The following is a 20,373-nucleotide window of genomic DNA, read 5'->3' as shown; positions in this document are numbered from 1 at the left end:
CCTTGCGTTTACCCCCATTGGCCCGATATGGCTTCCAGTCGTGCTCCAGCCATGGCGAACAGCACTTCGGGGTCGGTTCCGCGTGCGTCGATGTCGACTTGGACGTTCGTGTCCCTTGGCTGGTCGGTGGTTGTCGTCGGCTGGAGCACGTCCTTGGGCGTGTAGTCGGCCACCGTTGGCGGGGTGAGCGTGAATCCGTTGAGTTTGAGCCCGGCGACGATGTCGTCGAACGCGCGGTCGACGTAGGCTTGGCTGTCGTCAATGCCTTCGGCGATGCCTCGGCCCATCATGATGCCGACCTGGTCGCGGAACACGCGGCTCGGCGAGTGGATGCCGAGGAAACTCTTGACGCTTTCCAATGCGCCGGATACGGCGTTCTTGGCGGCGTTGAACAGCGTGCCGGCGGCCGAGGCGATGCCGCCCGCGATGCCGGTGATGATGTTCAGCCCGATCTCGCCCCAGTCGACGCTGGTGAACGCCTTCCGCAGGGATTGGACGATGGCGGGGATCTGGCCGATGAGCTTCGGTATCGCTGAGGCGAGCCCGTTGGCGAGGGCGACGAGGATCTGCACGCCGGTCTCGAGGATCTGCGGCAGGTTCGCGGCTATCGATTGGACGAGGTTTCCGATGATGGTCGGCACCTGCGCGATCAGCTGCGGCAATGCGTTCACGATGCCCTGCACGAGGCCGAGCAGCAGCTGCATGCCGCTGTTGAGCAGCTGGCCCGCGTTGGAGGCCAGGCCGGACACGAGAGCCGTGATCATGCCGATGGCTGCCGGGATGAGCGTGGGCAGTTGGGCGGCGAGCCCGTTGACCAGCGTGGTGACGATGAGCACGGCCGTGCCGATCAGCTGTGGCGCGTTCGTCGCTATCGCGTTCACCATCGCGGTCAGGATGGCGGCTCCCTGTTCGATCATGGCCGGCAGGTTGGCGGTGATCTGCATGTTCAGCTGCTGCAGCATTTCGGGCAGTTTCGAGGACAGTTGGCCGATCATCGCGAACAGTTGTCCCTGCATGCTCTGGTCGAGCATGCCGAGACCGGCTATCAGCGCGGCGATGATGCCGGCAATGCCCATGTACTTGACGAAGTTGTCCGGGCTGAAGAATTTGCCGAATATCGAGCCGATGGCCCCGAGACCGGATTGGAGTCTGGGCCCTACCACGGACGCGATGCCGGAGAAAGCGTCGCCTATGGGACCCAATGCGGCCTTGGCCTTGCCGGCCACGTTGGAGGCGAGCGCGCCTAGCCCGTTGCCGAACGATTGGAGCGAGGTGACGATCGGGTTGTTCTCGAAGCTGAACGCCATGCCGGCGAATGCGGAGGTGAGTTTAGTCTTGAATGGTGCGGTGATGGTTCCGATCTTGGATGACAGTTGCGCGCCGAGCGCCGAGACCTTCTGTCCGAGTCCGCTGTCGGCGATTTTCTCGCCGGCGAGCTGGAACGGGAAGGCGATGTCTTCGGCGATGGTCTTCGCGTCCGTCGTGAAGGCCGTGAATCCTTTCTTGAGTTGGCCGGGCAGCGCCGTCATCTTGCCGGTGAGGGTTTGGAGGCCTTTGTCGCCGCTGTTGCCGAGCAGGTCGAGGAAGCCGGTGATTTTGTCCGTGTTGCCGCCGATGCCGGCGAACAGGGCGAACGCTCCGGCGAGGGAGCCGAGCTGGGAGACGAGACCGGGTATGGTGATGGTGCCGTCGGCGAGTCCTTGGGAGAACGTTTCGAGGAATTTGGCGGCCTTGTCCACGTATGGGCTGAGCTGGCCGTTGAGCTTGTCGACGAGCGGGGTGAGTTGTGTGCTCAGGGCGTCGACGGCGGGTATGGCCGCGTTGAACAGTTTGCGCAATGATTCGAGCGCGATCTTGCCGGGGCCTTCGCCCAGTCGGCCGAGCGCGGCCTTGACGTTGGCTAATGCGCCTTGGAACGTGTCGCCGGCGGCGAGGGCGGCTCCTCCGAGTCCTTCCTGCATGGCCGTGGCGAATGTGTTGAAGTCGATCTTGCCTTTGGATACCATGTCCGAGACTTCCTCGGAGGTGGTGTTCAGGTGTTTGGCGAGCAGCTGGAGGACGGGCACGCCCGAGCTCATGAGTTGGAGCATGTCGTCGCCCTGCAGTTTGCCTCGCGCGGCCACGGACCCGAATATGGTGCCGATGTCGGTCAGCGAGCGTCCGCTGATTTGGGCGGTGTCGGCGACGGTCTTGAGCACGTTGGTCATCTGCTCGCCGCTGGCGATGCCGGCGGCGGACAGGCTTGCTGCCACGGTCGCGGCGTCGCCCAGGCCGAACGCGGTGCCCTTTACGCTGGCGAGCGCGTTGTTCATGATCTCGGCGATGCTGGCGCTGTCATGGCCGAGGCCTTTGAGTTTGGCCTGCGCGTTCTCGATGTTCAGGGCGCGTTCGAATCCGCCTTTGGCGGCGAGGGCGGTGACGCCTCCGGCGATGGTGCCTATGGCGCCGAGGCCGAGTTTGCCGATCTTGCCGAATGCGCCGCCGAGTTTGGTCAGGATGCTGTTGCCGCCGTTTTTGCCGGCCTGGGCGACCGCGGCGGTGAGGTCTCCTTCGAGTTTTTTGCCGAAGTCCTTGCCGCTGGGGGCGACCTGGACGTATACGGTGCCTATCTCCTGTGCCATCGGGACTGTTCCTCCGTGTGGGTGTGGTTGGTCCCGATGGCGGTCGGGATCATTCGCTGATGTGGAATCGTTGGTTGAGCCGGTGGCGGCGGCGCATGCGTTGCGCGCGTTCGGCCGGGGATTGTTGGCGGGTTGCACCGAACTGGTCGGCGCGTTTGTCCGTCCATGGCCGCCAGCCTCGTCGTTTCAGACGGCCTTCGAGTTCGAGCCGGTCCCACATGGCCAGTTCCTCGCCGGTTGGCGTGTACGACCATCCGGCCAGCGCGGCGTATGAGTCGCTGGTGTGGTCGCGTAGGATCTGGCGGGTGAGTTTCCATGCCTTGCCCAGGCTCAGGCTGGCCCTGGGCTTGTGGCCATTGGGCGCGTCGAGCCATGCGTCGAGGCGGATGGGCCGCCAGATGGTGTGGTAGCGGTTCAGCCAGTCGGACTCTAGCGCTTCGCGGTGGTTTTGCCAGAGGACGATGAGATAAGCGCTTTTGGGTCCAGTCCGGATTGTTCGGCCCAGGCGCGTACGGTTGCGCTCAGCCATGCGATCCCGTTGCCGGTCTTGCGCAGCGCGTTCCAGTAGTCGGGGCGAAGCTGCTGGAAGTAGGCGAGGAACGCGCTCATCGCGTAACTGGTTTGCTCCTCGCTGAGCGTGGTCTGGCTTTTGACCAGGAGGATCACGTTGACCAGGTCGATGGGCAGGTCCGCGCTGTTGAGGTTGGGAAGGTCGAGTTTGACGCCGAGCACGTCGAGGTGCACGTCCTCCAATGGTTCGTCTTCGATGACGGGGGTTTCGACTTTCGCGTAGATGGTGTCTGTCATGGCGGTCTCCTTGTTTCGCGGGTTGGCGGCGGTCCGTGGTTGAGAGGGTTCCCCGTGCCGTCGGGACCGCCATCCTGCGGCGCGGGGAAGAATCGGGGGCTCCTGGTGGGTGCCGGAAAAGGTCAGGCGGTGACGGTGACCGGCACGCTGACGCTCTTGCCGCCGGCCGTGGCGGTCACGGTGACGGGCTTGCCGGTTTCGGTGGCCGCGACCCCGGTGACGGTGACCGTGGACCCGGACGCCGTGGCGGTGGCCTTCGCGGTGTCGGCGCTGGCGGCGGCGAGCTTCCAGCCGGCCGCGTTGTCGGGTTTGACCGTGACGGCGAACGTGGCGGTCCTGCCCGCGGCGACGCTCAGGGTGGCTGGGTCGGCCGTCACGGATTCGACACTGGCGGCGAGCCCGGCCCTTTCGGCGGCGAGCAGCCCGTAGACGTGGAACATGTAGCCGTCGGCCGCCTTGAACATCTTGAACGTGACATTGAAGGTCACAACCTCCGTGCTTACGAGGGTCATGTCGTCGCGGTCGCTTACCTTGCAGCGGCCGATGGGCAGGACGATGGGGTTGCCGTACTGGTCGAGGCAGGCGAGCACGGCCATGTACTCGATGTTCGTGGCCGCGTCCCTAACGTGGAAACCACCCTTTTCGTCGGCCTCGACGCCGAAGTACGCTTCGGCGATGTCCCTCTTGCATTCGATGCCGGGGATCTGCAGCGTCCAGTAGCCGGGCTCCTGTTCGGAGACCACGATGTCGCCGTTGTGCGCCTTGATCTCGGTGTCGTCGCCGGGCTCGGGGTGGAGCACGGCGCCGTCCTCGCTGTTGTAGCCGACCGGCAGCTTGCCTTCCGGAGGCGTCCAGTTCTCTGAGTCCGGCATGTTCGGCAGATCCGGGTCCTTGAGCTTCCACAGGAAGAGCGCATAGTCCTTGATGAGTTTGACCAGCTGCGCGTTGTTGCCGCTGGTGATGTACGAGGTGTCTGTGGCCATTGCCGTATGCCTTTCAATGAATTCCATTGGGGCATGTGGCGGCGTGCCCGGTGGGTTGGTTAGTTGGTTTCGACGGTGAGCAGGAGCACGAGGTATGCCATGAGGCACCCGTTCTCGTCGCTCATGCGGATCGGCCCGGATTCGTGGCCGATGGTGACGACCGGCCGTGGCGGGTGCAGGCCGGTCAGATAGGATTCGATGTCCGCGGCGAGCCGTTGCGCGGCGTCGATGTCGCCGGTCCCGTCGGCACGGCGCGCCCACACGCTCACGCGCAGGCGCACGTACTGGGTGACCGGAGTGGCCATTTGGCCGGGTTCGCCGATGAGAACGCATTCTCTCGGCGGATTATCGCGCGATCGGATGCTGGAGAACCCGACGTCGGGGAGCCGTTCGCGCAGCAGGGGCAGGAGCACGGGTTCCACCCGTCTCGTGCGGGTGGGCGGCATGGCACTCATACGACCACCATGCCCAGCATCTGGTTCAATACGCCGTGCGCCTGTTCGACCTTGGCTGGAGCGGTGGCGACCACGTTGCCTCGTTCCCTGTCGTCGTTGCGGTACACCTTGATCGCGGGATCGACCTGGGCCATGCCCTCCATCTGCTTCTGCACGTCGTCCAGTATGGGTGCGGGCAGTTCGTGCAGGATCTGCCGGTCGAACTCCTTGCGGTTGAGCACGACCCTGACCTTCTTCGCCATGATCTATCCCTCCTTGAGCTTCACGTTGACGACGTCGCCCACATGCGTGCCGTCGTGTTTGCGCCATTCGCATACCACGCCGTCGACGGGCACCCTGCGGCCCCTGACGCCGATCAGGTCGGTGTCCAGGATTCCGGTGGGTTCCGCGGAGCGGATGTAGATGGTGTGGTCGAAGGTCACGCCCGACGATTCCTCCGAGACGGTTTCCGGCGTGCTCGCCGGGGCGACGAGCCCGTCGAAGCTCGTGATGAGCGTCAACGGGCCCTGCACGGTGTTGCCGTCGGCGTCAGTCTCGGCTTCGCCGCGCCATACGTCGATGCGTTCCATCAGCCGTTCACCTTTCCGGTGCTCATGTCGATGCTGTAGGCGCGCTGGCCGCCAAGCCCGAGCTGGCGCAGCATGTCGTCGCCGAACCGCAGGTAGCCGTCGGGCGAGGCCCATGCGTAGCTCGTGGTGAACGGGCCGGTGGTCTCTGTCGCTTGGGTGGCGCCATAGGGTATGCCGGCAACCTGCTGTTCCATGGCGGTGCGCACCATCTGGCAGCACACCGCCGTCAGCATGCGCCTGTGCGTCTGCCACCATGCGGGGTCGTGGGTCTCCGTGTAGTTGGCCAGCCGGTTGCGGATGATCTCGCTCGCATCCGCGAGCAGCTCGTCCGCCTGCGATTGTTCGTCGGGGGTTAGCGTGTGCCAGCGTTTCTCCAGGTCATCGTGCGTGGCCAGCGGCCGGATGTCGCCTCCCATGCCCGGATCCGTGGGTTCGTCGTCGGACATGGTCCCGCCTTCCGTCAGACCGCGATGGCGCCGGTGGCGCGCAATTGGGTCAGGATGCTGTTGACCGTGGTGACGATGTCCGCGGCGGGCGCGTCGGTGGCGAGGTTCGGGATCGCCGCACCCTGCTTGACGCCGCCCAACGCGGCCGCGGTCGCGGCGGGCAACGTGTAGGCCGCCGGGATGACCGGCTTGTTCGCCAGATCGGTGTAAGAGCCGCTGAAGCTGGACGTGCCTGCGCCGATGGCCTTGCGCGCCGCGGCCGCATCCACAGCCTTGAGCACGCCCTTGCCCGTATCGGTGGCACCGGCAAGCGTGTCGGCGGTCGGAACAGTGATCGGGTTGACGAAGTCGAAGCCGCTGCCGTCGGCCTTCACCTGCACGGTTTTGCCGTGTCCGGTGGAGGCGTCATAGCCGCCGAGACTGGCCGGCGTGACGCTGCCCGCGGTCGGAGCGGAAGCGCCGCCATTGAGGTCGATGGGGTTGCCCTCGTCGTCGACGAACACGGCCAATGCCACACCGTCGTGTTCGGCGACGTATGCGGCCGCGTCCTTGGCGGGGATCACATGGATTTTGTATGCCATGGGTCGTCTCCTCACTTGGTGAGCAGGGCGAAGCGGTTGATGTCGCGCACGCGGAAGCCGATTTCCATTTCGATTCGCACGGCGAACATGTTCTGCTCCCACAGGTTGACGGCCTTGCCGTCGATGGTGACGGTGGCCTGGTCGCTGATAGAGGTCTGCAGGCCCTCCGGCGTACCCCATGCGGCGGATGCGAACTCGCCGACCACGCCGACGATCTCCGGGACTGCGGGGGTCGGGTTGTCGCCGGTGCCCGCGGCCTGTGCGGGCACGTGCACGCCCTTGCTGATGTAGGTGCGGTTGCCGAGCACGGTGTTCACGTCGGATTCGGCCATGGAGCCGAGGAACAGGGGACGGCCGTTGTTGTCGGTGGCCTGACGCAGGATCGAACGTCCCTGCGGGGAGAGGGCCCAGCCGTCGACGGTGCCGTCGGCTGCGGTGACGGAATCGTCCGCGTCGTTCAGGCTCTTCCATACGGTCTTGCCGAGGGCGATCTTCGGCGCGGCCTTCAGGCTGTCGAAATCCGCGCCCGGCACGTCGCCGATGCCCATGACGGTCTGGTCGAACTTTCGGGCGATGGCGCCGGGGCCCTTGGCCACGATCTGCGTGTACAGGGACTCGTAGTCGCGGCGGAACTGGTTGGAGAACGGCAGGATCACGGCGATGGTGTACGGCACCATGTCCTTCTTGCCGAAACCGACGCCGCTCTTGGGCTTGACCGCGCCCTCCTGCACCCAGTCGGCCTCGGGGTCGCCGGTGATGATGGGCACGCGCACGCCCTTGCCCGGCAGGTTGATCTGCGGGACGAGCTGCATGAACGCGCTCTGGTAGGCGGCTTTCTGCCAGATTTCCGCCTGGGTCTCCGGGGTCAGGTCGAGACCCGCGGACTTGCGATTCATGGTTGGATCGGCCATGATGGTGCTCCTTTCGAGCTGTTATGGAATGTTTCGGAGATGGGTGGGGTCAGTAGCCGGCTTCGGCCATGGCGCGTTTGAAGTCCTTGGCTGGATCCACCGGAGCCTTGCCGGATGCTTCCTTGCTGCGCGCCTGGTCGAGACGGTCATAGGGACGGAACGTTTTCATGAGCTTCTGCGCGTAGGCGTCGATCTGCTCCTCGTCGTCGCCCACCGCGAGAACGGTAGGGTCGCCGATGCCGTATTTCGAGGCGATGGTGGAGCGTATGCCCGCCAGTTGTTTCTCATGTTCGGCCTGTGCGACCTTGGTGCGCAGGTCCTCGGTCTCGGCCCTGGACTTCTCCAGTTCGGACTGTAGGGTGTCGGCTTCCCCGGCCTTGCGTTTCATGTCGTCGTAGTCGGAGTGTTTGGCGCGTTCGCGTGCCAGGCGTTCCTTGACGATGCGGTTCACGTCCTCCTCGGAATACGAGCGGGCCGTTTCCTGGGGCTTGGCCTGTTCCGGCTGCTGCGCGGCGGCCTGCTGTGTTTCCGGGGTTGCGGTGGGTTGTTCGTCGGCCATGATGCTGGCTCCTGTCTTGTTTGTTGGTGCCGCGCTGACGCCGCGCGTGGACGGCCATTCTTGTTGCGATGCGCATGGCTGCGCCCACCCGCGCGGTACGCGGGCGTGAAATCCTGTGAATATGAGAAAAGCCACTCGAATGAGTGGCTTCATGGACTGTGGGCTAGTGCTCGGGGTGTTCCGACTGCCAGCGGCGGATATATTCGATGAAATCTCGATGTTCCTCGCGGAACACCTCGTCCTCTTCCTGCAACGTGGCGGCCAGCGGTATGAACGGAGTCGGGTCGAGATGGTTCTCCATGATGACCTCGATGCCGGTCTGGACCGGGATCCAATCGCCATCCTCGTCGAACAGCATCTGGGCGTAATCGGCGTCGTCCTTGTACCCGTGTTCCCTCAGAAAGGAGATCATGTCAACCGCAAGCTGATCGTAATGCTGTCGCGCAATACGAACCTGGGTCATTCCCATGACTGCTCCTTTCTGGTCGGATGAATGCTGGTGACTCGTACCGGGCCATTGCCCGCCTTGGAGAACGCCAACCTGATCTTGATACCGTCAATCGTACCCGTGATAGAGCCTTTCGCGCCTCCGTCGGCTAGGATATCCTCGATATGCTTACGGTTTTCGGGGATGCGCAATAATGCGATTCCGGCGTCGCGTATGTCGTCGGCGGCCCAGGTTTCGGGGAACTCCACCGTCTTGTCGGGATATTGCCAGCCGTAGCCGTGCAGGTGCGCGCCACCTTTGTACCCGTAGAGGATGTGGTTCCATTCTTTGGCCCGCATGACTGCGGGAAGGCCGGACGGCCATTCCGGCGCCTCCGCCGGTTCCGCTGGCGGCAGCAGGTCGAGGGGCGAATGCGTGAAGTCGTGGTCCCGCATGGCCTGGCGTCGTTGCGCCCGCCACAGGCCGTATCTCAGGCTGTTGTCCTTGGTGAACCTGTCGTCGTCCCTGAACACGCCGTCGGTGAGCAGGTTCGGGTAGATTCTGCGCATTTCGGCGCATATCGCCCCGCTGGAGGTGTCCGGGGCCTTGTTTTTCGCCGTCTCGTACATGGACATGTAGTATTCGGGGTTGTAGGCGTTGAACTTGTAGACGCCCCAGCTGGGGATGATGCGGCAGTCGTCGCCCTTGTGGAACGGCTTGAATTTGCCGGCCGTCTCCTCGCTGTTGTAGTCGAATCCGCGGGAGGCGCACATCACGCAGAACGCGCATGTGTACGAGCCGGTGGGTACTCTCGCGTATTTCGGTTCGGTGGGGTCGACGGCCGCGCTGCGTTCCGTGGTGAGACGTGCGGTGACGCGCACGATCTCGGAGGCGTATTTGTAGGCGGCCATGTAGTCGCCTGGCGTGAACGACGGCCATAGGTCGTCTATGGTCTTGCCTGCGCGGGATTGCCCGTTTTTGACCTGCGTGTAGGTCAGGCCGTTGTAGTCGGTGTTGTGGAAGCCTCCCTCGATCTGCCATACCGTGCGGTCTGCCTCTATCGCGGCGGGGGTGAACTGGGGGAAGTCCACGTCCATGTATCGCGACCATGTGTCGCGCACGTTCTGGTAGGATTCCGACGCCAGTTCGTTGGCGGCGTCGGAATACGCTTTCATCATCTGTCTGACCGTTTCCGGGGATTCATCGTCCCAGACCATGCCGGATACGAGGTTGCCGGCCCGCTTCTCCAGGCTGGAGAGCGTGTCGACGTAGTCCTCGTACAGGTCATTGAGGTCCAGTTCCAGCTGCCTGCGTCGTTCCGGTGGCAGGTTGAGGCTGTCGAAGTACATTCGCGCCTCCGTTCGCCTTCTCGTTTCTCAGCTGGCTGAGGATCTGCGAGGCGTTTGCCTTGCGCTGGTCGGCCTTCAGTCTGATGATCTCGCTGCGGCTCAGGCCGGCGCGGGCCAGGCCGACCTCGCTGTCGCCGAAGCCGGTGATGGAGCCGGCGAGCTTGCTGTATGCGTCGGCGCTCATGCTCGTGGCCGGCATGCTGGGGTTCATCCAGTCGACCTGCAGTTTCATCAGGTCGGATTCCGAGGCCGACGGGTCTTTCATGCGGACGGCCATTCTGATCGTTTCCAGGATGCTTTCGCCGAAGTCGCGGTCGGCGTGCCTGGCTTCGATGATCAGGTCCTCGCGTTGGGCTTCGGTGGCTTCCGCGCTGGTGGGGTTCGAGTCGGCGACCACGCCGAGGCTGGAGGCGGGGATGTTGGTCGCGGCGGCGAACATCGACGCCCATGATTTCAGCATCGTCAGATGCGGGTCCATGGTCGACGCGGACAATTGCACGACCGATGGCGAGTCGCCGTCGATGTCCTTGCTGATGGCGTTCCATCGGCCCATGTACAGGCTCAATGCCTGGTCGTCGCTCATGTTGGCGATGTCGGCGCTGGTGCCGAGCAGGAGGATCTTGGGGAACGAGTAGAACTCCGCGTTGCCTTCGGCGCGGCAGATGGTGCGGTTCGCGCCGTCGATGATGCGCATCGCGTCGCGGCTGATGCGTGATCGGCCGAACGGTTTGACCTGCGTGGGCTTGTAGGCGAGCCTGAACGCCATGCACCGGCCGTCCACGGTCTCTTCCGGCATGGCGTCCGGTGGCATCGACCATCGGCCGTCGTGCTTTTCGAGGAGGATGTTGCGTTCGGGCATGTAGAGCATCAGGCCGGTGGCGTTGCCGTTCTTGTCCTGGTCGCAGATGCTCATGCACGCCTTGATATGCCGGTTCTGGTAGTCCCATAATGCGGCCGACGCTTCGGCGGTGTGCGTGCGTATCGTGGGCTGGCCGTCGCCGGCGCGGCCCACGGTCAGGAAGCTGCACCCGTGGATGAACGCGGTCTGGATGGCCTGTTGCAATACGCTCGTGAAGCCGATGGACGCCATGAAGCCCTGCAGTTCGAACGGGTCCTCCATGCCGGGGGCGACGAATCCCTCGAACACGCATAGTTCGGTGAGCATGTCCACGGCCTTGCGCGCCCAGCCAAGCGGCGTGTAGTGGTCGGTGATGGATTTGGGCATCGTCAGCCCGAAGTCCTTCAACGGCTCCTTCGCCTCGTAGTAGGAGGTGAGTTCGGCGTTGCGTTCCGAATGCGACACCCATACGTCGCGCAGTTCGGCCAGCAGCTCGTTTTCGGCATCCGTCAGACCGTCTATGGCTCCGGGCGCGTTCAGGCGCAGCATGCTCGCGCCGCCACGTGATTGTTTGGGCCAGCGTTCCTCGACGGGCGTTTCGCGGACGGCGGGGATGATGGATTCGCTCATCAGCAGCCTCCTATGATCTGTCTGCGGTCCGGGTCTCGTTTGGTTACGGTGGTGCCGTAGAGGGCGAGCGTGACCGCGACCAATGGTGATATGTCGATGTCGGCGCCCATCTTGTTCCATCCAATGGCTCCGGATTGGCCGATGTTGCGGGTGACGGCGTTGGCCACGGCGACGGCGAGCGCGGGTGCTTTGTCGTCTGGGATGTGGGTGAGTTTGCCGTCGCGCAGCATGTCGAGGAACAGTCCGCAGGCGCGGCCCATGTCTTGCGGGCCGGTGGTGATGACCTTGATGTGGCGGGTTTTGAGTTCCTGTATGAGCGCGTTGGCCGGGGATTGGGCGTCGATGACCACGCTTGCGGTGCGTGGCCAGTGTTGCGTGATGTAGTCGATGGCCCACATGGTGCCTTTGGATTGGGTGGATTCGAAGCGGCGGAGTTCGATGTGGGCGGTGCCATCCCTGTGGTTGATGGCGCCGCCGATGGCCAGGGAGCTGCGGTCGGGTGCCATGTCGAGCGCGTAGCCGATCAGTCCGTTGAGGTTCGGCGAGTCCGTGGTGGCCTTCTCCCATTGCTTCGGGTCGATGGCCCTGTGGCTGGCGGTTTCGTCCCAGATGCCCAGGGCCTCGCGGCGGAACGAGTCGACGGTCATGAGGTTGCGCATCCTGAGGATCGCGGTCTCGGACGTGCGTTTCGGATAGCTGGGGTTGGCTTTCGCCCATTGTTCGCGGTCGTCGGGATCGGCGTCACGGTCGGCGGACAGTTCCACGTATACCATGCCGTCGGTGCCGGCGAGCGCCGCGCGTCGTTTTTCCTCGAATACTTCGGACTGGTCGCCGAGTTTGGGAGGGTTGCCCATGAACACGACGAGCGGGTCGGGGCTGGTGTTGACGACGGGGAGCATGTTGTCCAGGGCGCGCACGGTGAGGATCTGCGCTTCGTCGAAGATTTCCACGTCCACGCTGTGCAGGCCTCGGCCGAAGCCGTTCTCGCGTGCACCGAACATGATGCGACTTCCGGTGCGGAAGCTGATTTCCTGTTGTCCGTTGGCGCGGCGGATGCGCTCCACGTAGCGGGCGAGCAGCTTGTTCTTCGCGAGGTCGCACATGTCGTTGAACGTCTCGTCGCTGGTTCGTGTGTGGTGGGCGGTCCATATGACCTTCAGGCCGGGTTGGAGGATGCATTTGATGAAGATCGCGGTGCCCAGGGTGAACGTCTTGCCGATCTGACGGCAGGAGCTGACGACGGTGCCGCATTCCCCGCACGCGTATTTGCCGTCCGCGCCACGGGCGAACAGGAGCCAGAGCAGGCCCTGCTGCCACAGGTCGTAGTGGATGCCGGCCTTGAGGGCCACGCGGTTGACGCGGGGGAAATCGCTGGACGTGATCCCCGTCGGCTGTTTGAGCACGCGGGCGATCTCAGACAATCGACGCTCCGACATCGCTCACCTCGCTCGTCTCGTCCTCGATATCCAGCAATGGGTCTCCGCCGGCCAGGTCGTGCAGGCGTTCGCACACGATGATGTAACGTGCGCTGATGTTCGCTATCGCGTTCGCCGGCGTCGACGGATCGTCCAGGTATCGTTTCAGCCGGTCGCGCACATGGCGCAGATCGTCTTCCAAGCTGCCGTCCATCATGCGGTCGAACTCGCGCCCGTTCAGACGCGGGGCGGCGGATGGCGTGGGGGCCGCAGCTGGCGTGGGGGCGTCACGCTTTGCCGGAGCCTTGGCCTGTTGCTTGCGGCGTTTGCGGTACGCCTTCGCACGGCATGCTCCGCAGCAGTATTTGCTGGGACTGCCACGATGCGAGGGGTGGAAATCGCGCCCGCATTCCTCGCACTTCATCGCAGCCTCCTTCGGACCGTCACGCTTGGCATGCGTCACGCTTTGCAGACCCCGGGGAGATATCCCGACTGCCCCCGAGGGTCGGGCCTGACGGCCGGGACGGGTCCCCTCCCGTGGGGTCACCAGTCGCCGCTGATCACCAACGGCATCGACGTGGCCGCAAGATGGTTCGACGATGCTGGTTCCTCGCCTGTCGTTGTCGTCGTTGTCGTCGCCGTCGTACGGTTGGGGTCGAGCAGTCGCGCGACTTCGGCGCGCGCCCATGCGAGCGTGCGCGTGCCCTTGACCCGGTTGCACCAGTTGTGCGCCAGGCCCACGTTGCCCCAGTCCAGCGGGCTGCCGCCGCGCGCCACCGGTATGGTCTCGTCCACGGTCTTGCACCACGGGTCAGGCCACGGCAGGGATTTGTCCACCGGCCGGCCGCAGATGTAACAGGTGTCGTAATAGGCGTACACGCGCCTGCACAGCTGGTCGCGCCGATACGCATAACCCCTGCCCCTGCGCGGGTTTCCAGTGCGGGTGGAAGACACGAGGCACCTCCCGGTGATTCCAAAAGACCCCGGGTGGTTCAACGCGACATCCCTCGGCCTGTTTTACCGAATGCGTCCGCCCCCCGCGAGAAAACGGCTAGGCCGTCGCTTTCTCGTATTCCGCGAGTATGCGCTCGCAGTTTTCCACGGCCACGTTGAGGCAGGCCGCCGACAGGAGCGTGTTCTGCCGTATCTGCACTTCCTCGGTGCGTGCGTCGCCCCGGCCCGTCGGAATCGCTTCGGCCAGCCCTATCACATTGTCTCGCGACCCATGTGCCAGGCCGCTGCATATTCTCCAGGCCCTGACCGCGGTATATGTTGCGCGCTTTTGGATCCGCTCGTCCGCAGCTTTCAGAATCTGCGTGTATTGCGGAAATGTCTTGATGTTCTTGGTTTCGTATCCTTCGAGTTGTTGCTCTTGCTCTTCGAGACGTTCCCTTTTCCGTCGGCGGTTGTCGATGAGGGAGCTGTTCCGCTCCGGGCTTTCCTCTGCCAAGGACAGCATGTTCTCGTTGTCTCGATATGACAGTTTGATCGAGTAGAAGACCATCTTCCGCTTCTTGCCCGACGTGGACAGCCACACGCCGGTCGCGGATGATTCCACGGCGGTTCGTATCACTGCGTAATGGGAGTTGATGGTAGCCAGTTCATTGATCATCCTGCAGGCGTCCATCATGGATTCCAGGGAAACGCTGAAACAGCTCTCGACCTGCGGACGCACTTCGCATTCGGCATCGGCCTGAGCGAGGATGGAGTTTCCCTTCCAAGGCGCGTATCGGATCCTTGTCCATCGAGCGTACAGCTCTTCGCTTTTTTCGTTCATGCGCCGCATGGCGATTACGCCGGCGGCTGTGTTTCGAAGGCTCGCCTCTATCATGTCTTCGATGGTACATGGACGGTGCTGCCGTCAGGTAAATAGATGAAGAAATCCGGCACAGAACCGGAGAAGCAGCCCGTTCCTGAACCTATGGAAATGACTACTATAGACATGTATACGGTGACAGTTCCGGTTTGTCAAGTATTGGCGATGGTCATTTTCCGTCTTTTTGGGCATATGCCTGCCATGTATCCCAAACCAGGTACACGGGATCGCCGTGTTCATCCGTGGCGACGGGTTGGATGATGTCGCGTTTGGCCCATTGGCTGATGGTGTTGCGTTTGATGTTGATGCCCCATGGTTGCAGTAGTCGGCTGATTTCGGCGGCTGTGCCTTGTGCTCCTCCGATGGCGAGTCGGAGCATGCTGGCGCGCTGGATGTCTTTGATGCGGTGTTCGCCGTGGCATTTGTCGCATGCCTTGTAGCCGGATTTGAGTTCGAGTTCGTCGCATCGCAGCTCGTACCCGCAGTCCGGGCACCAGCCGATCATCTTGGTTTCCGGCGGCGGGTTGAGCGTGCGGTCGAGTCTGGTGGCGGCCTGCCGGGTCAGTTCCACGATGACGGGCATGTCGGGCCGGTTCAGGAGTCGTGGCTCGTAGCGCATGACGCCCTTGAGCAGCGAGACCGTGTCCATGTGCCGGTAGCGCAGGCCGATGGCCGTGGCCAGTGATTCGACGAGACGGTCGATGTCCTGTCTGAGCTGCCATGCGCCCAGATTCAACGGGATCGGCGCCACGCTCCTCGTCCCGTGGCCGCATTGGCGGGCCATCACGCTCGCCTTGCGTTCGGCGATCAGGCACAGCACCCCGTAGCCGTCCGCCAGCGAGCGCAGGTCGTGGTGGAATTGTTTGGCGGTGGTGGTTGATGCCATGATGCCCTTCCGGTGGTGGTGTGTTGGTTGTGTGTGGTTGGCATCAGGCCCGTGTCCATTGTCTCATGCCTGGTGTCGTCTTGTGGGTTATTGGAAGACCCAGACGGCGAGTTTGATGAGCAGGAGGATGACGGCTGTTCCCCATGCGGTGATGGTGATGCCGGTGGCGATGTTGGTGAGGATGTCGTTGAATCGGTTGGGCTTGTGGTTCATCAGTGTCCTATTCGATGGTGTATTCGCGCGGGTGTTCCTCGCGTTGGTTCTGGCGTTTGATGCGGTTGACGAGTTGTTGCGTCTTACGGTTGGCGCCGCTACTGGTCAGACTCCACGCATAGTGGGAGCGCATGTTTTCGAGCCATCCGTTGGAGGCGTGGTCGGTGATGGTGATGTCATAGCCGATGTCGGCTTTGGTGATGGTGACCTTGTAGGTGTGTTTCATGCCTGCCATTGGGGTTCCTCCGGGACGTCTCGGTCGAGTATGCAGGTGAGGAACTTGTTGAGTTCCCGTACGTCCTGCCAGGCGATCTCCTGTTCCCGGGAGTCGGCGAAGCGGATTTTGCATTGGCCCGCGGGCGTGACGCCCATCATGAGCGTGTCATGCTGTTCGGTTTCGATCTCGATGCACTGTCTGGCACTCATCGCGTCCACCCCTTGTCGGCTCCGTCGGCATGCGCCCAATCGCAGGAGATGCCGCCGTTGGCGTAGTGCGCGATGCAGGTGACGCGACGGCTGTCCGGCATGGTGATCGTGCAGGTTTCCCACTGGAAGTTGCCGGTGGAGCATTCGCTCCGGGTGACCGCTCCGGTGCGCCCGTCGGACGACGAGTTGACGGGCGTGCCCTCACAGCCGGCGAGCATGCCGGCGCAAAGCATGACGGCGATCGGCGCGAGGATGCGTTTGGTGGTGCGGCTCACTGCTCGCCCTCCGTTTCGGGCTGGTCGTCGGCGATGTAGCCCCTGGGCGTGAGGGTGATGGTGATCTGGCATCCATCGGCGAGCGCCCGTTGGATGAGGCTGGTGATGTCCGTGTTGTTCATTGTGTTTTCCTTTCGATGGTCGGTTGTTTGGCGTGTCGGGTGACGGTCAGGCTGCGGATGTGGGGTTGGAGTATCGCGGTGCCGTGTTTGGGGCTGACGGACAGGACGTTGAGTTGGGAGAGTTGGTCTTCGGCGTCGTCGAGCGTGAACCGGATGCTTTGCGATCTTTCGTCGCCGTTCTGGGCTTTGAGATGTCCGTCGATGACGGTGCCGTCCACGGTCCGGATGATGCATCGGCATCCGTCGAGCTCCTCGGGCGTGGCGGCACGCCAGTCGATGGTCTCCTGCACGATTCCCGCCATCATGCGGCCTCGTCGAGCTCGCCACGGTCAAACGCCTCGCACACCAGCCCCACCACCCGGGCCGGGCTCGTGCCCTGGGCGAGCAGGCCGGCAACCTGGGGCAGCCAGCGCAGGCGCTCGCGGTCGTCGGGTTGGCGTTGGCGTAGCGGGGTGCTGGTGGCGAGGAGTTTGCGGGCGCGGCGTTCGAGTTCCGTGTCCGGATTGCCGGCGTCGTTGGCTGCCGGCGGGGCGGCGGGTTTGCCGATGTTGAGTTCGCGGCCGCGTTTGAGCCATTTGCGGTATGCGCTGGCGGGGTCGTGGGGGATTTTCCCTTCGGCGAGGCAGGTGTCGCGGAATTTGCCGAGCTCCCATTCGGGGTCGAGTCCGTAGGATTCGGCGAGCGCCGTGAGGTCGGGTGTGGGCCGGTAGTCGGCGAGCGCCTGTCTGCGTTGTTCGGATGATCGTTCGTTTGTGGTTTTGGGTTTCGGGTTTTGCACGCGCGTACTCTCTCTTGGATGTTGAGTTGAATGTTCTATGAATGTTTGGGGTTCATGTGTGGACCCCCGTTCGTTCACGTGTGAACCCCCGCGGGGTGTCATGTGTGAACCCCCGTCATGTTCATGCGTGGACCCCCGCGGGGGTTCATCTGTGATACCCTGCGGGGTGTCATGTGTGAACCCCCGCTTTTCGCGGGCTTTTTCTCGTTCTTTGGCTTTGGCTTTGGCTCGCCGCCGTTGTTTTGTGACCTTCTCGGCGTCGTCGAGGGTGATGTGGTATACGTATGGGCTTCTGTCGGCGCCGTATCTGGTGCCGTAGTCGTAGTCGCGCTTGATGAGGCCTTTGTCCTTGAGTATGCCGAGGGCGCGTTTGATGGCGCTGGGGGAGCATTCGAGTTTGTCGGCGAGGGTGTCCACGCTTGGCCATGCGCGGTCGTTTTCGTCGGCGTAGTTCGCCAATAGCGTCAGGACTTGTTTCGCGTTGCGTTCGGCCTGGCTGCTGCCGACTTTGGTCTCGAACGCTTTTCCCGTGAGTAGTGCGCTCATAGCGGTTCGCCTCCGATGATGATTTGCCGCGTGCTTGCGGCGGGCCTGTATGGTTCGCTGTCGGCGTTGGCGTCCGTGTCGGGTTCGCCGGTGGGTGTCTTCCAGCCGAATGCGGGTGGCTCGTCGAGGATCCATAGGTGGCGCATGTTGGCGACGTTCTGGACGAGGTGTTGCGGCGGGTAGCATTCGACGGTCCACGCGTCGGGGCCGATGGTCTCGTTCTTGATCTGTTGCAGGGCGTCCCAGGTGATGCCGTCGCGGTATTCGAGCGTGTATTTGTCGATCTGGACGCGCGTGATGGCCAACCGGAGCAGGCCGCTGTCGTGGTCGCAAAACAGCATCGCGCTGTAGTCGCGGCTTCTCCAGCAGCGCAACGGCCGGCTCTCCGGCAGATCGTCGTCGGGATCGTCGAGCCAGTCCATTGATTGTTCGATCATGTGGCGGGATTTCACGCGGTTCTTCTGGTTTTCGACCCATCTGCCCATGTGATGTCACCTCCTGAGTAGTTTGAGGGCGGTCTGGTGGCCGGTGTCGGTCAGGCTCCAGTTGCCTTCGATGTCGGGTTGTATGAGTCCGCGTTCCTCCAGGCTTTGGAAGGTGCGCGAGTTGTTCAGGTCGGCGGGGTAGGCGTTGCGGTTGAGCATGCCGATCAGCGTTTCGGTCATGGTCGGTGTGAGTCGTTGGCGTTTCATGTCATGTCCTCCACTCGGGTCCATAGGCGGCGTTCGGCCGACATCGTGGCCTTGCGGGCTTCCCGTAGGCGTGCGAGGGTGATGGTCAGGTCTTCGAGCACGTCCTCGGGTGCTCCCTGGTCGCGTAGCCGGCCGGCCTGCGTGGCCAGTTGGTCCAGTGTCAGGCCGATCGCGTAGAGTTCGCCGCAGGCGGCGGCCCATTTGCGGCGTTGGCGTTCCGTCTGGCGTCTACTCGGCATCGTCATCGTCGTCGGCATGGCCGTCATCCTCCTTCGTGCCTTCGATGAGGCTTCCGTTGAGCGCTTTGGTTTCCTCGCTGCTGGCCTGGTAGCCGAGGGTTTCGAGCACTTGGTAGTAGTCGTTGATGATGTCGAGGTCCTGTCTGGAGTATTTGCAGGCCCATTCGGCGCCGGTGATGCTTGCCTCGCGTCGGGCGAGCAGCAGGAGCAGGAGTTGCACGGTGTGGCTGCCGGGCTTGTCGAGCCGGTGGCGCAGTTCGTTCGTGTTCTCTTCGCCGTTGAGATGGTAGACGCCTTCCTTGGTGTTTTTCTCGGTGACGGGCAACGGGGTTTTGACCATGTGGTTGTATGCGGTGATGGTCTTGTCCTCCCAGTTGCTGTCGCCGCCGGCGCGTGGGAACCCGTATGTGCTGCGGCCGAGCAGCATCATGTCCGTGAGGGTTTCTATGGCGCGGCTCATCGGCCCGTAATGCCAGCCGGTGTGGTTCATGCGGATCCATTGGAGGCGTAGTTCGGCGCTCGTGGCGGCGAATTTGCGGGCCTCGGCCGTATGGCGGCGTTCCAGGGCGGCCTGTTCCCTCCTCTCCCGGTCTTCGGCTTCTTTCGCGTCGACGGTGCCGGCGGGCAGTGGCTCGGCGTACCCGTATGCGCCTTTCTTGCAGATGAGGATGATCGTGTCAGGGTTGCCGCCCTGTTTGAGGTGCCGCTTCCATTGGGTTTCGAGCGGCTGGTCGCCCTGCCACGTATGCGGGTGTCGGTAGCCGTCGATATTGGCCCACAGGTCCTTGACCTTGCGGGTCTTCAATCCGGCCTGGCGGATCCACTGGTCGGCCGTGGCACGCCATTCGTTCATGCGGCGGGTTTCGCGCGCCTGGTTCAGCGTCCACTGCCAGTCGCGCGTGCCGGCCGTGCGGGCGAGCTGCTGCTGCGTGTCCGGATCGTCCTGGAATTCGGCGAGCGCGTCGAGGTCGGTGAGGCTGAGTTGGTTGAAGTCTGCTGTGAGGTCGCGGGTGAGTGTGGGGATGCGGGCGATTTTGAGTCTGCGGCGTACGAAGTCGGTGCTTCGTCCGGTTTTCTGGGCCATGTCCTGGATGGTGGTGCCGAGGTCGAGGAGGCCTTGGTATCCGTCGGCTTCCTCGATGGGTGTGAGGTCGCTGCGTTGCGTGTTTTCGATGAGCATGAGCTCACGTTCGGCTTTTGGCGTGAGATCGAGGATTTTGCAGGGTGCCTGTCTGAGGCCTGCTTGTTTGGCTGCGGCGAGTCTTCTGTGTCCGATGACGACCCGGTAGTCGTCGGTGTCGGCGATGGGGGTGACGACGAGTTCCTGTTGGATGCCGTGGGCGCGGATGCTGTCGGCGAGTGAGGTCACGTCGCCGATGTGCTTGCGGGGGTTGTTGGGGTTCGGCTTCAGTCGGTTCACGTCGATGAGGGTGATTGTGGGTGTCATTTCGTGCGGGTCACGCTCCTTGGTTGATGGTTTCGGCGAGCGCCTGTGCGGCGTGCCGGATATCGGGGTTTGGGTGATGGTGGTGAGGTGGAGTGCGAGGTCGGCGACGAGTTGGGGGTATTCGCCGGTGGGGGCGAGTATGGTGATTCGGCTGTCGCCGTTGTCGATGTGGGTGGCGTTCCAGTCGGCTTTGGTCAGGGTGATGCCGGTGGTGTTGCCTGTGGTGTTGATGATGGTGCTCATGGTTGCTCGTATCGTTGTGGGTCTTGGTTGGTGTTGTGTGGGTGGCGTTTGCGTCGTGTTTTTTGGCGTTGGTGTTCGAGTGTTTGGCGGCGGTGCTTG

30 protein-coding genes are annotated in these 20,373 nt (G+C 63.3%); all 30 read right to left on the bottom strand.

Annotated elements, in window-relative coordinates; all coding sequences use genetic code 11:
* Window positions 1-8: 8 nt before the first annotated feature.
* The 30 genes from BBSC_RS02055 to BBSC_RS01925 all read right to left on the bottom strand — a co-directional run bounded on the left by BBSC_RS02055 (window position 9) and on the right by BBSC_RS01925 (window position 20,274).
* Window positions 9-2,621, bottom strand: coding sequence for a tape measure protein (locus BBSC_RS02055; RefSeq protein WP_051923280.1), 2,613 nt, complete (start codon window positions 2,619-2,621; stop codon window positions 9-11).
* A 49-nt stretch (window positions 2,622-2,670) separates the two neighbouring features.
* On the bottom strand, window positions 2,671-3,150 hold the full coding sequence (locus BBSC_RS13570) for a hypothetical protein (RefSeq protein WP_144414397.1): 480 nt from the start codon (window positions 3,148-3,150) through the stop codon (window positions 2,671-2,673).
* Entirely contained in the window at window positions 3,051-3,428 is a 378-nt protein-coding gene (locus BBSC_RS02050) for a hypothetical protein (protein ID WP_051923281.1), read from the bottom strand. Before BBSC_RS02050 ends, BBSC_RS13570 begins: the two co-directional genes overlap by 100 nt.
* 122 nt (window positions 3,429-3,550) lie before the next feature.
* Window positions 3,551-4,411, bottom strand: a complete 861-nt coding sequence (locus BBSC_RS13155; protein WP_197074448.1) for a phage tail tube protein — start codon at window positions 4,409-4,411, stop codon at window positions 3,551-3,553.
* Between the two features lie 59 nt (window positions 4,412-4,470).
* A complete protein-coding gene (locus BBSC_RS02035) occupies window positions 4,471-4,866 on the bottom strand; it encodes a hypothetical protein (RefSeq protein ID WP_046726117.1) in 396 nt (131 codons plus the stop codon).
* Window positions 4,863-5,108: a hypothetical protein gene (locus BBSC_RS02030; RefSeq protein WP_033519561.1), complete on the bottom strand. Its 246-nt coding sequence runs from the start codon at window positions 5,106-5,108 to the stop codon at window positions 4,863-4,865. Before BBSC_RS02030 ends, BBSC_RS02035 begins: the two co-directional genes overlap by 4 nt.
* A 3-nt stretch (window positions 5,109-5,111) precedes the next feature.
* Entirely contained in the window at window positions 5,112-5,435 is a 324-nt protein-coding gene (locus tag BBSC_RS02025) for a hypothetical protein (RefSeq protein WP_033519560.1), read from the bottom strand.
* On the bottom strand, window positions 5,435-5,881 hold the full coding sequence (locus BBSC_RS02020; RefSeq protein ID WP_033519559.1) for a Gp19/Gp15/Gp42 family protein: 447 nt from the start codon (window positions 5,879-5,881) through the stop codon (window positions 5,435-5,437). The genes BBSC_RS02025 and BBSC_RS02020 overlap by 1 nt, the downstream gene beginning before the upstream one ends.
* A gap of 14 nt (window positions 5,882-5,895) precedes the next feature.
* The gene (locus tag BBSC_RS02015) at window positions 5,896-6,462 is read right to left on the bottom strand and encodes a head fiber protein (protein WP_081893091.1); all 567 of its coding nucleotides are present in this window, start codon (window positions 6,460-6,462) and stop codon (window positions 5,896-5,898) included.
* An 11-nt stretch (window positions 6,463-6,473) separates the two neighbouring features.
* A complete protein-coding gene (locus tag BBSC_RS13150; RefSeq protein ID WP_081893092.1) occupies window positions 6,474-7,373 on the bottom strand; it encodes a phage major capsid protein in 900 nt (299 codons plus the stop codon).
* A 49-nt stretch (window positions 7,374-7,422) separates the two neighbouring features.
* Window positions 7,423-7,932, bottom strand: a complete 510-nt coding sequence (locus BBSC_RS12740; RefSeq protein ID WP_051923282.1) for a hypothetical protein — start codon at window positions 7,930-7,932, stop codon at window positions 7,423-7,425.
* 163 nt (window positions 7,933-8,095) lie between these two features.
* Window positions 8,096-8,401 (bottom strand): hypothetical protein, encoded by a 306-nt coding sequence (locus tag BBSC_RS02000; protein ID WP_033519557.1) that lies wholly within the window; start codon window positions 8,399-8,401, stop codon window positions 8,096-8,098.
* On the bottom strand, window positions 8,392-9,708 hold the full coding sequence (locus BBSC_RS01995; RefSeq protein ID WP_046726116.1) for a VG15 protein: 1,317 nt from the start codon (window positions 9,706-9,708) through the stop codon (window positions 8,392-8,394). The genes BBSC_RS02000 and BBSC_RS01995 overlap by 10 nt, the downstream gene beginning before the upstream one ends.
* Complete coding sequence (locus BBSC_RS01990; RefSeq protein WP_033519556.1) at window positions 9,644-11,176, bottom strand: phage portal protein; 1,533 nt, start codon at window positions 11,174-11,176, stop codon at window positions 9,644-9,646. The genes BBSC_RS01995 and BBSC_RS01990 overlap by 65 nt, the downstream gene beginning before the upstream one ends.
* A complete protein-coding gene (locus tag BBSC_RS01985; protein ID WP_284933620.1) occupies window positions 11,176-12,597 on the bottom strand; it encodes a terminase in 1,422 nt (473 codons plus the stop codon). The genes BBSC_RS01990 and BBSC_RS01985 overlap by 1 nt, the downstream gene beginning before the upstream one ends.
* A complete protein-coding gene (locus BBSC_RS01980; RefSeq protein ID WP_033519554.1) occupies window positions 12,590-13,015 on the bottom strand; it encodes a hypothetical protein in 426 nt (141 codons plus the stop codon). The genes BBSC_RS01985 and BBSC_RS01980 overlap by 8 nt, the downstream gene beginning before the upstream one ends.
* Window positions 13,016-13,134: 119 nt before the next feature.
* The gene (locus BBSC_RS13000; RefSeq protein ID WP_231649077.1) at window positions 13,135-13,545 is read right to left on the bottom strand and encodes an HNH endonuclease; all 411 of its coding nucleotides are present in this window, start codon (window positions 13,543-13,545) and stop codon (window positions 13,135-13,137) included.
* A gap of 97 nt (window positions 13,546-13,642) precedes the next feature.
* A complete protein-coding gene (locus BBSC_RS01970; RefSeq protein WP_033519553.1) occupies window positions 13,643-14,422 on the bottom strand; it encodes a hypothetical protein in 780 nt (259 codons plus the stop codon).
* Window positions 14,423-14,576: 154 nt separating this feature from the next.
* A complete protein-coding gene (locus BBSC_RS01965; RefSeq protein ID WP_033519552.1) occupies window positions 14,577-15,293 on the bottom strand; it encodes a hypothetical protein in 717 nt (238 codons plus the stop codon).
* A gap of 87 nt (window positions 15,294-15,380) precedes the next feature.
* A complete protein-coding gene (locus BBSC_RS14335) occupies window positions 15,381-15,506 on the bottom strand; it encodes a hypothetical protein (RefSeq protein WP_269429190.1) in 126 nt (41 codons plus the stop codon).
* A 7-nt stretch (window positions 15,507-15,513) separates the two neighbouring features.
* A complete protein-coding gene (locus tag BBSC_RS01960) occupies window positions 15,514-15,741 on the bottom strand; it encodes a hypothetical protein (protein ID WP_033519551.1) in 228 nt (75 codons plus the stop codon).
* Window positions 15,729-15,932, bottom strand: a complete 204-nt coding sequence (locus BBSC_RS01955; protein ID WP_033519550.1) for a hypothetical protein — start codon at window positions 15,930-15,932, stop codon at window positions 15,729-15,731. Before BBSC_RS01955 ends, BBSC_RS01960 begins: the two co-directional genes overlap by 13 nt.
* A complete protein-coding gene (locus BBSC_RS01950; RefSeq protein WP_051923283.1) occupies window positions 15,929-16,207 on the bottom strand; it encodes a hypothetical protein in 279 nt (92 codons plus the stop codon). The genes BBSC_RS01955 and BBSC_RS01950 overlap by 4 nt, the downstream gene beginning before the upstream one ends.
* Window positions 16,204-16,329, bottom strand: a complete 126-nt coding sequence (locus BBSC_RS14330) for a hypothetical protein (RefSeq protein ID WP_269429189.1) — start codon at window positions 16,327-16,329, stop codon at window positions 16,204-16,206. The genes BBSC_RS01950 and BBSC_RS14330 overlap by 4 nt, the downstream gene beginning before the upstream one ends.
* Window positions 16,326-16,634 carry a hypothetical protein gene (locus BBSC_RS01945; protein WP_033519548.1) on the bottom strand — a complete coding sequence of 103 codons (309 nt, stop codon included), beginning with the start codon at window positions 16,632-16,634 and terminating at the stop codon, window positions 16,326-16,328. Before BBSC_RS01945 ends, BBSC_RS14330 begins: the two co-directional genes overlap by 4 nt.
* Entirely contained in the window at window positions 16,631-17,653 is a 1,023-nt protein-coding gene (locus BBSC_RS13145) for a helix-turn-helix domain-containing protein (protein WP_161787663.1), read from the bottom strand. Before BBSC_RS13145 ends, BBSC_RS01945 begins: the two co-directional genes overlap by 4 nt.
* The gene (locus BBSC_RS13875; protein WP_051923286.1) at window positions 17,650-18,138 is read right to left on the bottom strand and encodes a DUF7694 domain-containing protein; all 489 of its coding nucleotides are present in this window, start codon (window positions 18,136-18,138) and stop codon (window positions 17,650-17,652) included. The genes BBSC_RS13145 and BBSC_RS13875 overlap by 4 nt, the downstream gene beginning before the upstream one ends.
* A gap of 6 nt (window positions 18,139-18,144) precedes the next feature.
* Window positions 18,145-18,345 carry a hypothetical protein gene (locus BBSC_RS13565; RefSeq protein ID WP_144414396.1) on the bottom strand — a complete coding sequence of 67 codons (201 nt, stop codon included), beginning with the start codon at window positions 18,343-18,345 and terminating at the stop codon, window positions 18,145-18,147.
* Window positions 18,342-18,602 (bottom strand): hypothetical protein, encoded by a 261-nt coding sequence (locus tag BBSC_RS01930; protein ID WP_033519547.1) that lies wholly within the window; start codon window positions 18,600-18,602, stop codon window positions 18,342-18,344. The genes BBSC_RS13565 and BBSC_RS01930 overlap by 4 nt, the downstream gene beginning before the upstream one ends.
* Window positions 18,574-20,274 carry a ParB/RepB/Spo0J family partition protein gene (locus BBSC_RS01925; RefSeq protein ID WP_051923287.1) on the bottom strand — a complete coding sequence of 567 codons (1,701 nt, stop codon included), beginning with the start codon at window positions 20,272-20,274 and terminating at the stop codon, window positions 18,574-18,576. The genes BBSC_RS01930 and BBSC_RS01925 overlap by 29 nt, the downstream gene beginning before the upstream one ends.
* Window positions 20,275-20,373 lie beyond the last annotated feature (99 nt).

It is taken from the genome of Bifidobacterium scardovii JCM 12489 = DSM 13734 (genome assembly GCF_001042635.1).
GTDB classification, from domain to species: domain Bacteria; phylum Actinomycetota; class Actinomycetes; order Actinomycetales; family Bifidobacteriaceae; genus Bifidobacterium; species Bifidobacterium scardovii.
This window is presented reverse-complemented; position numbering and strand designations above follow the sequence as displayed.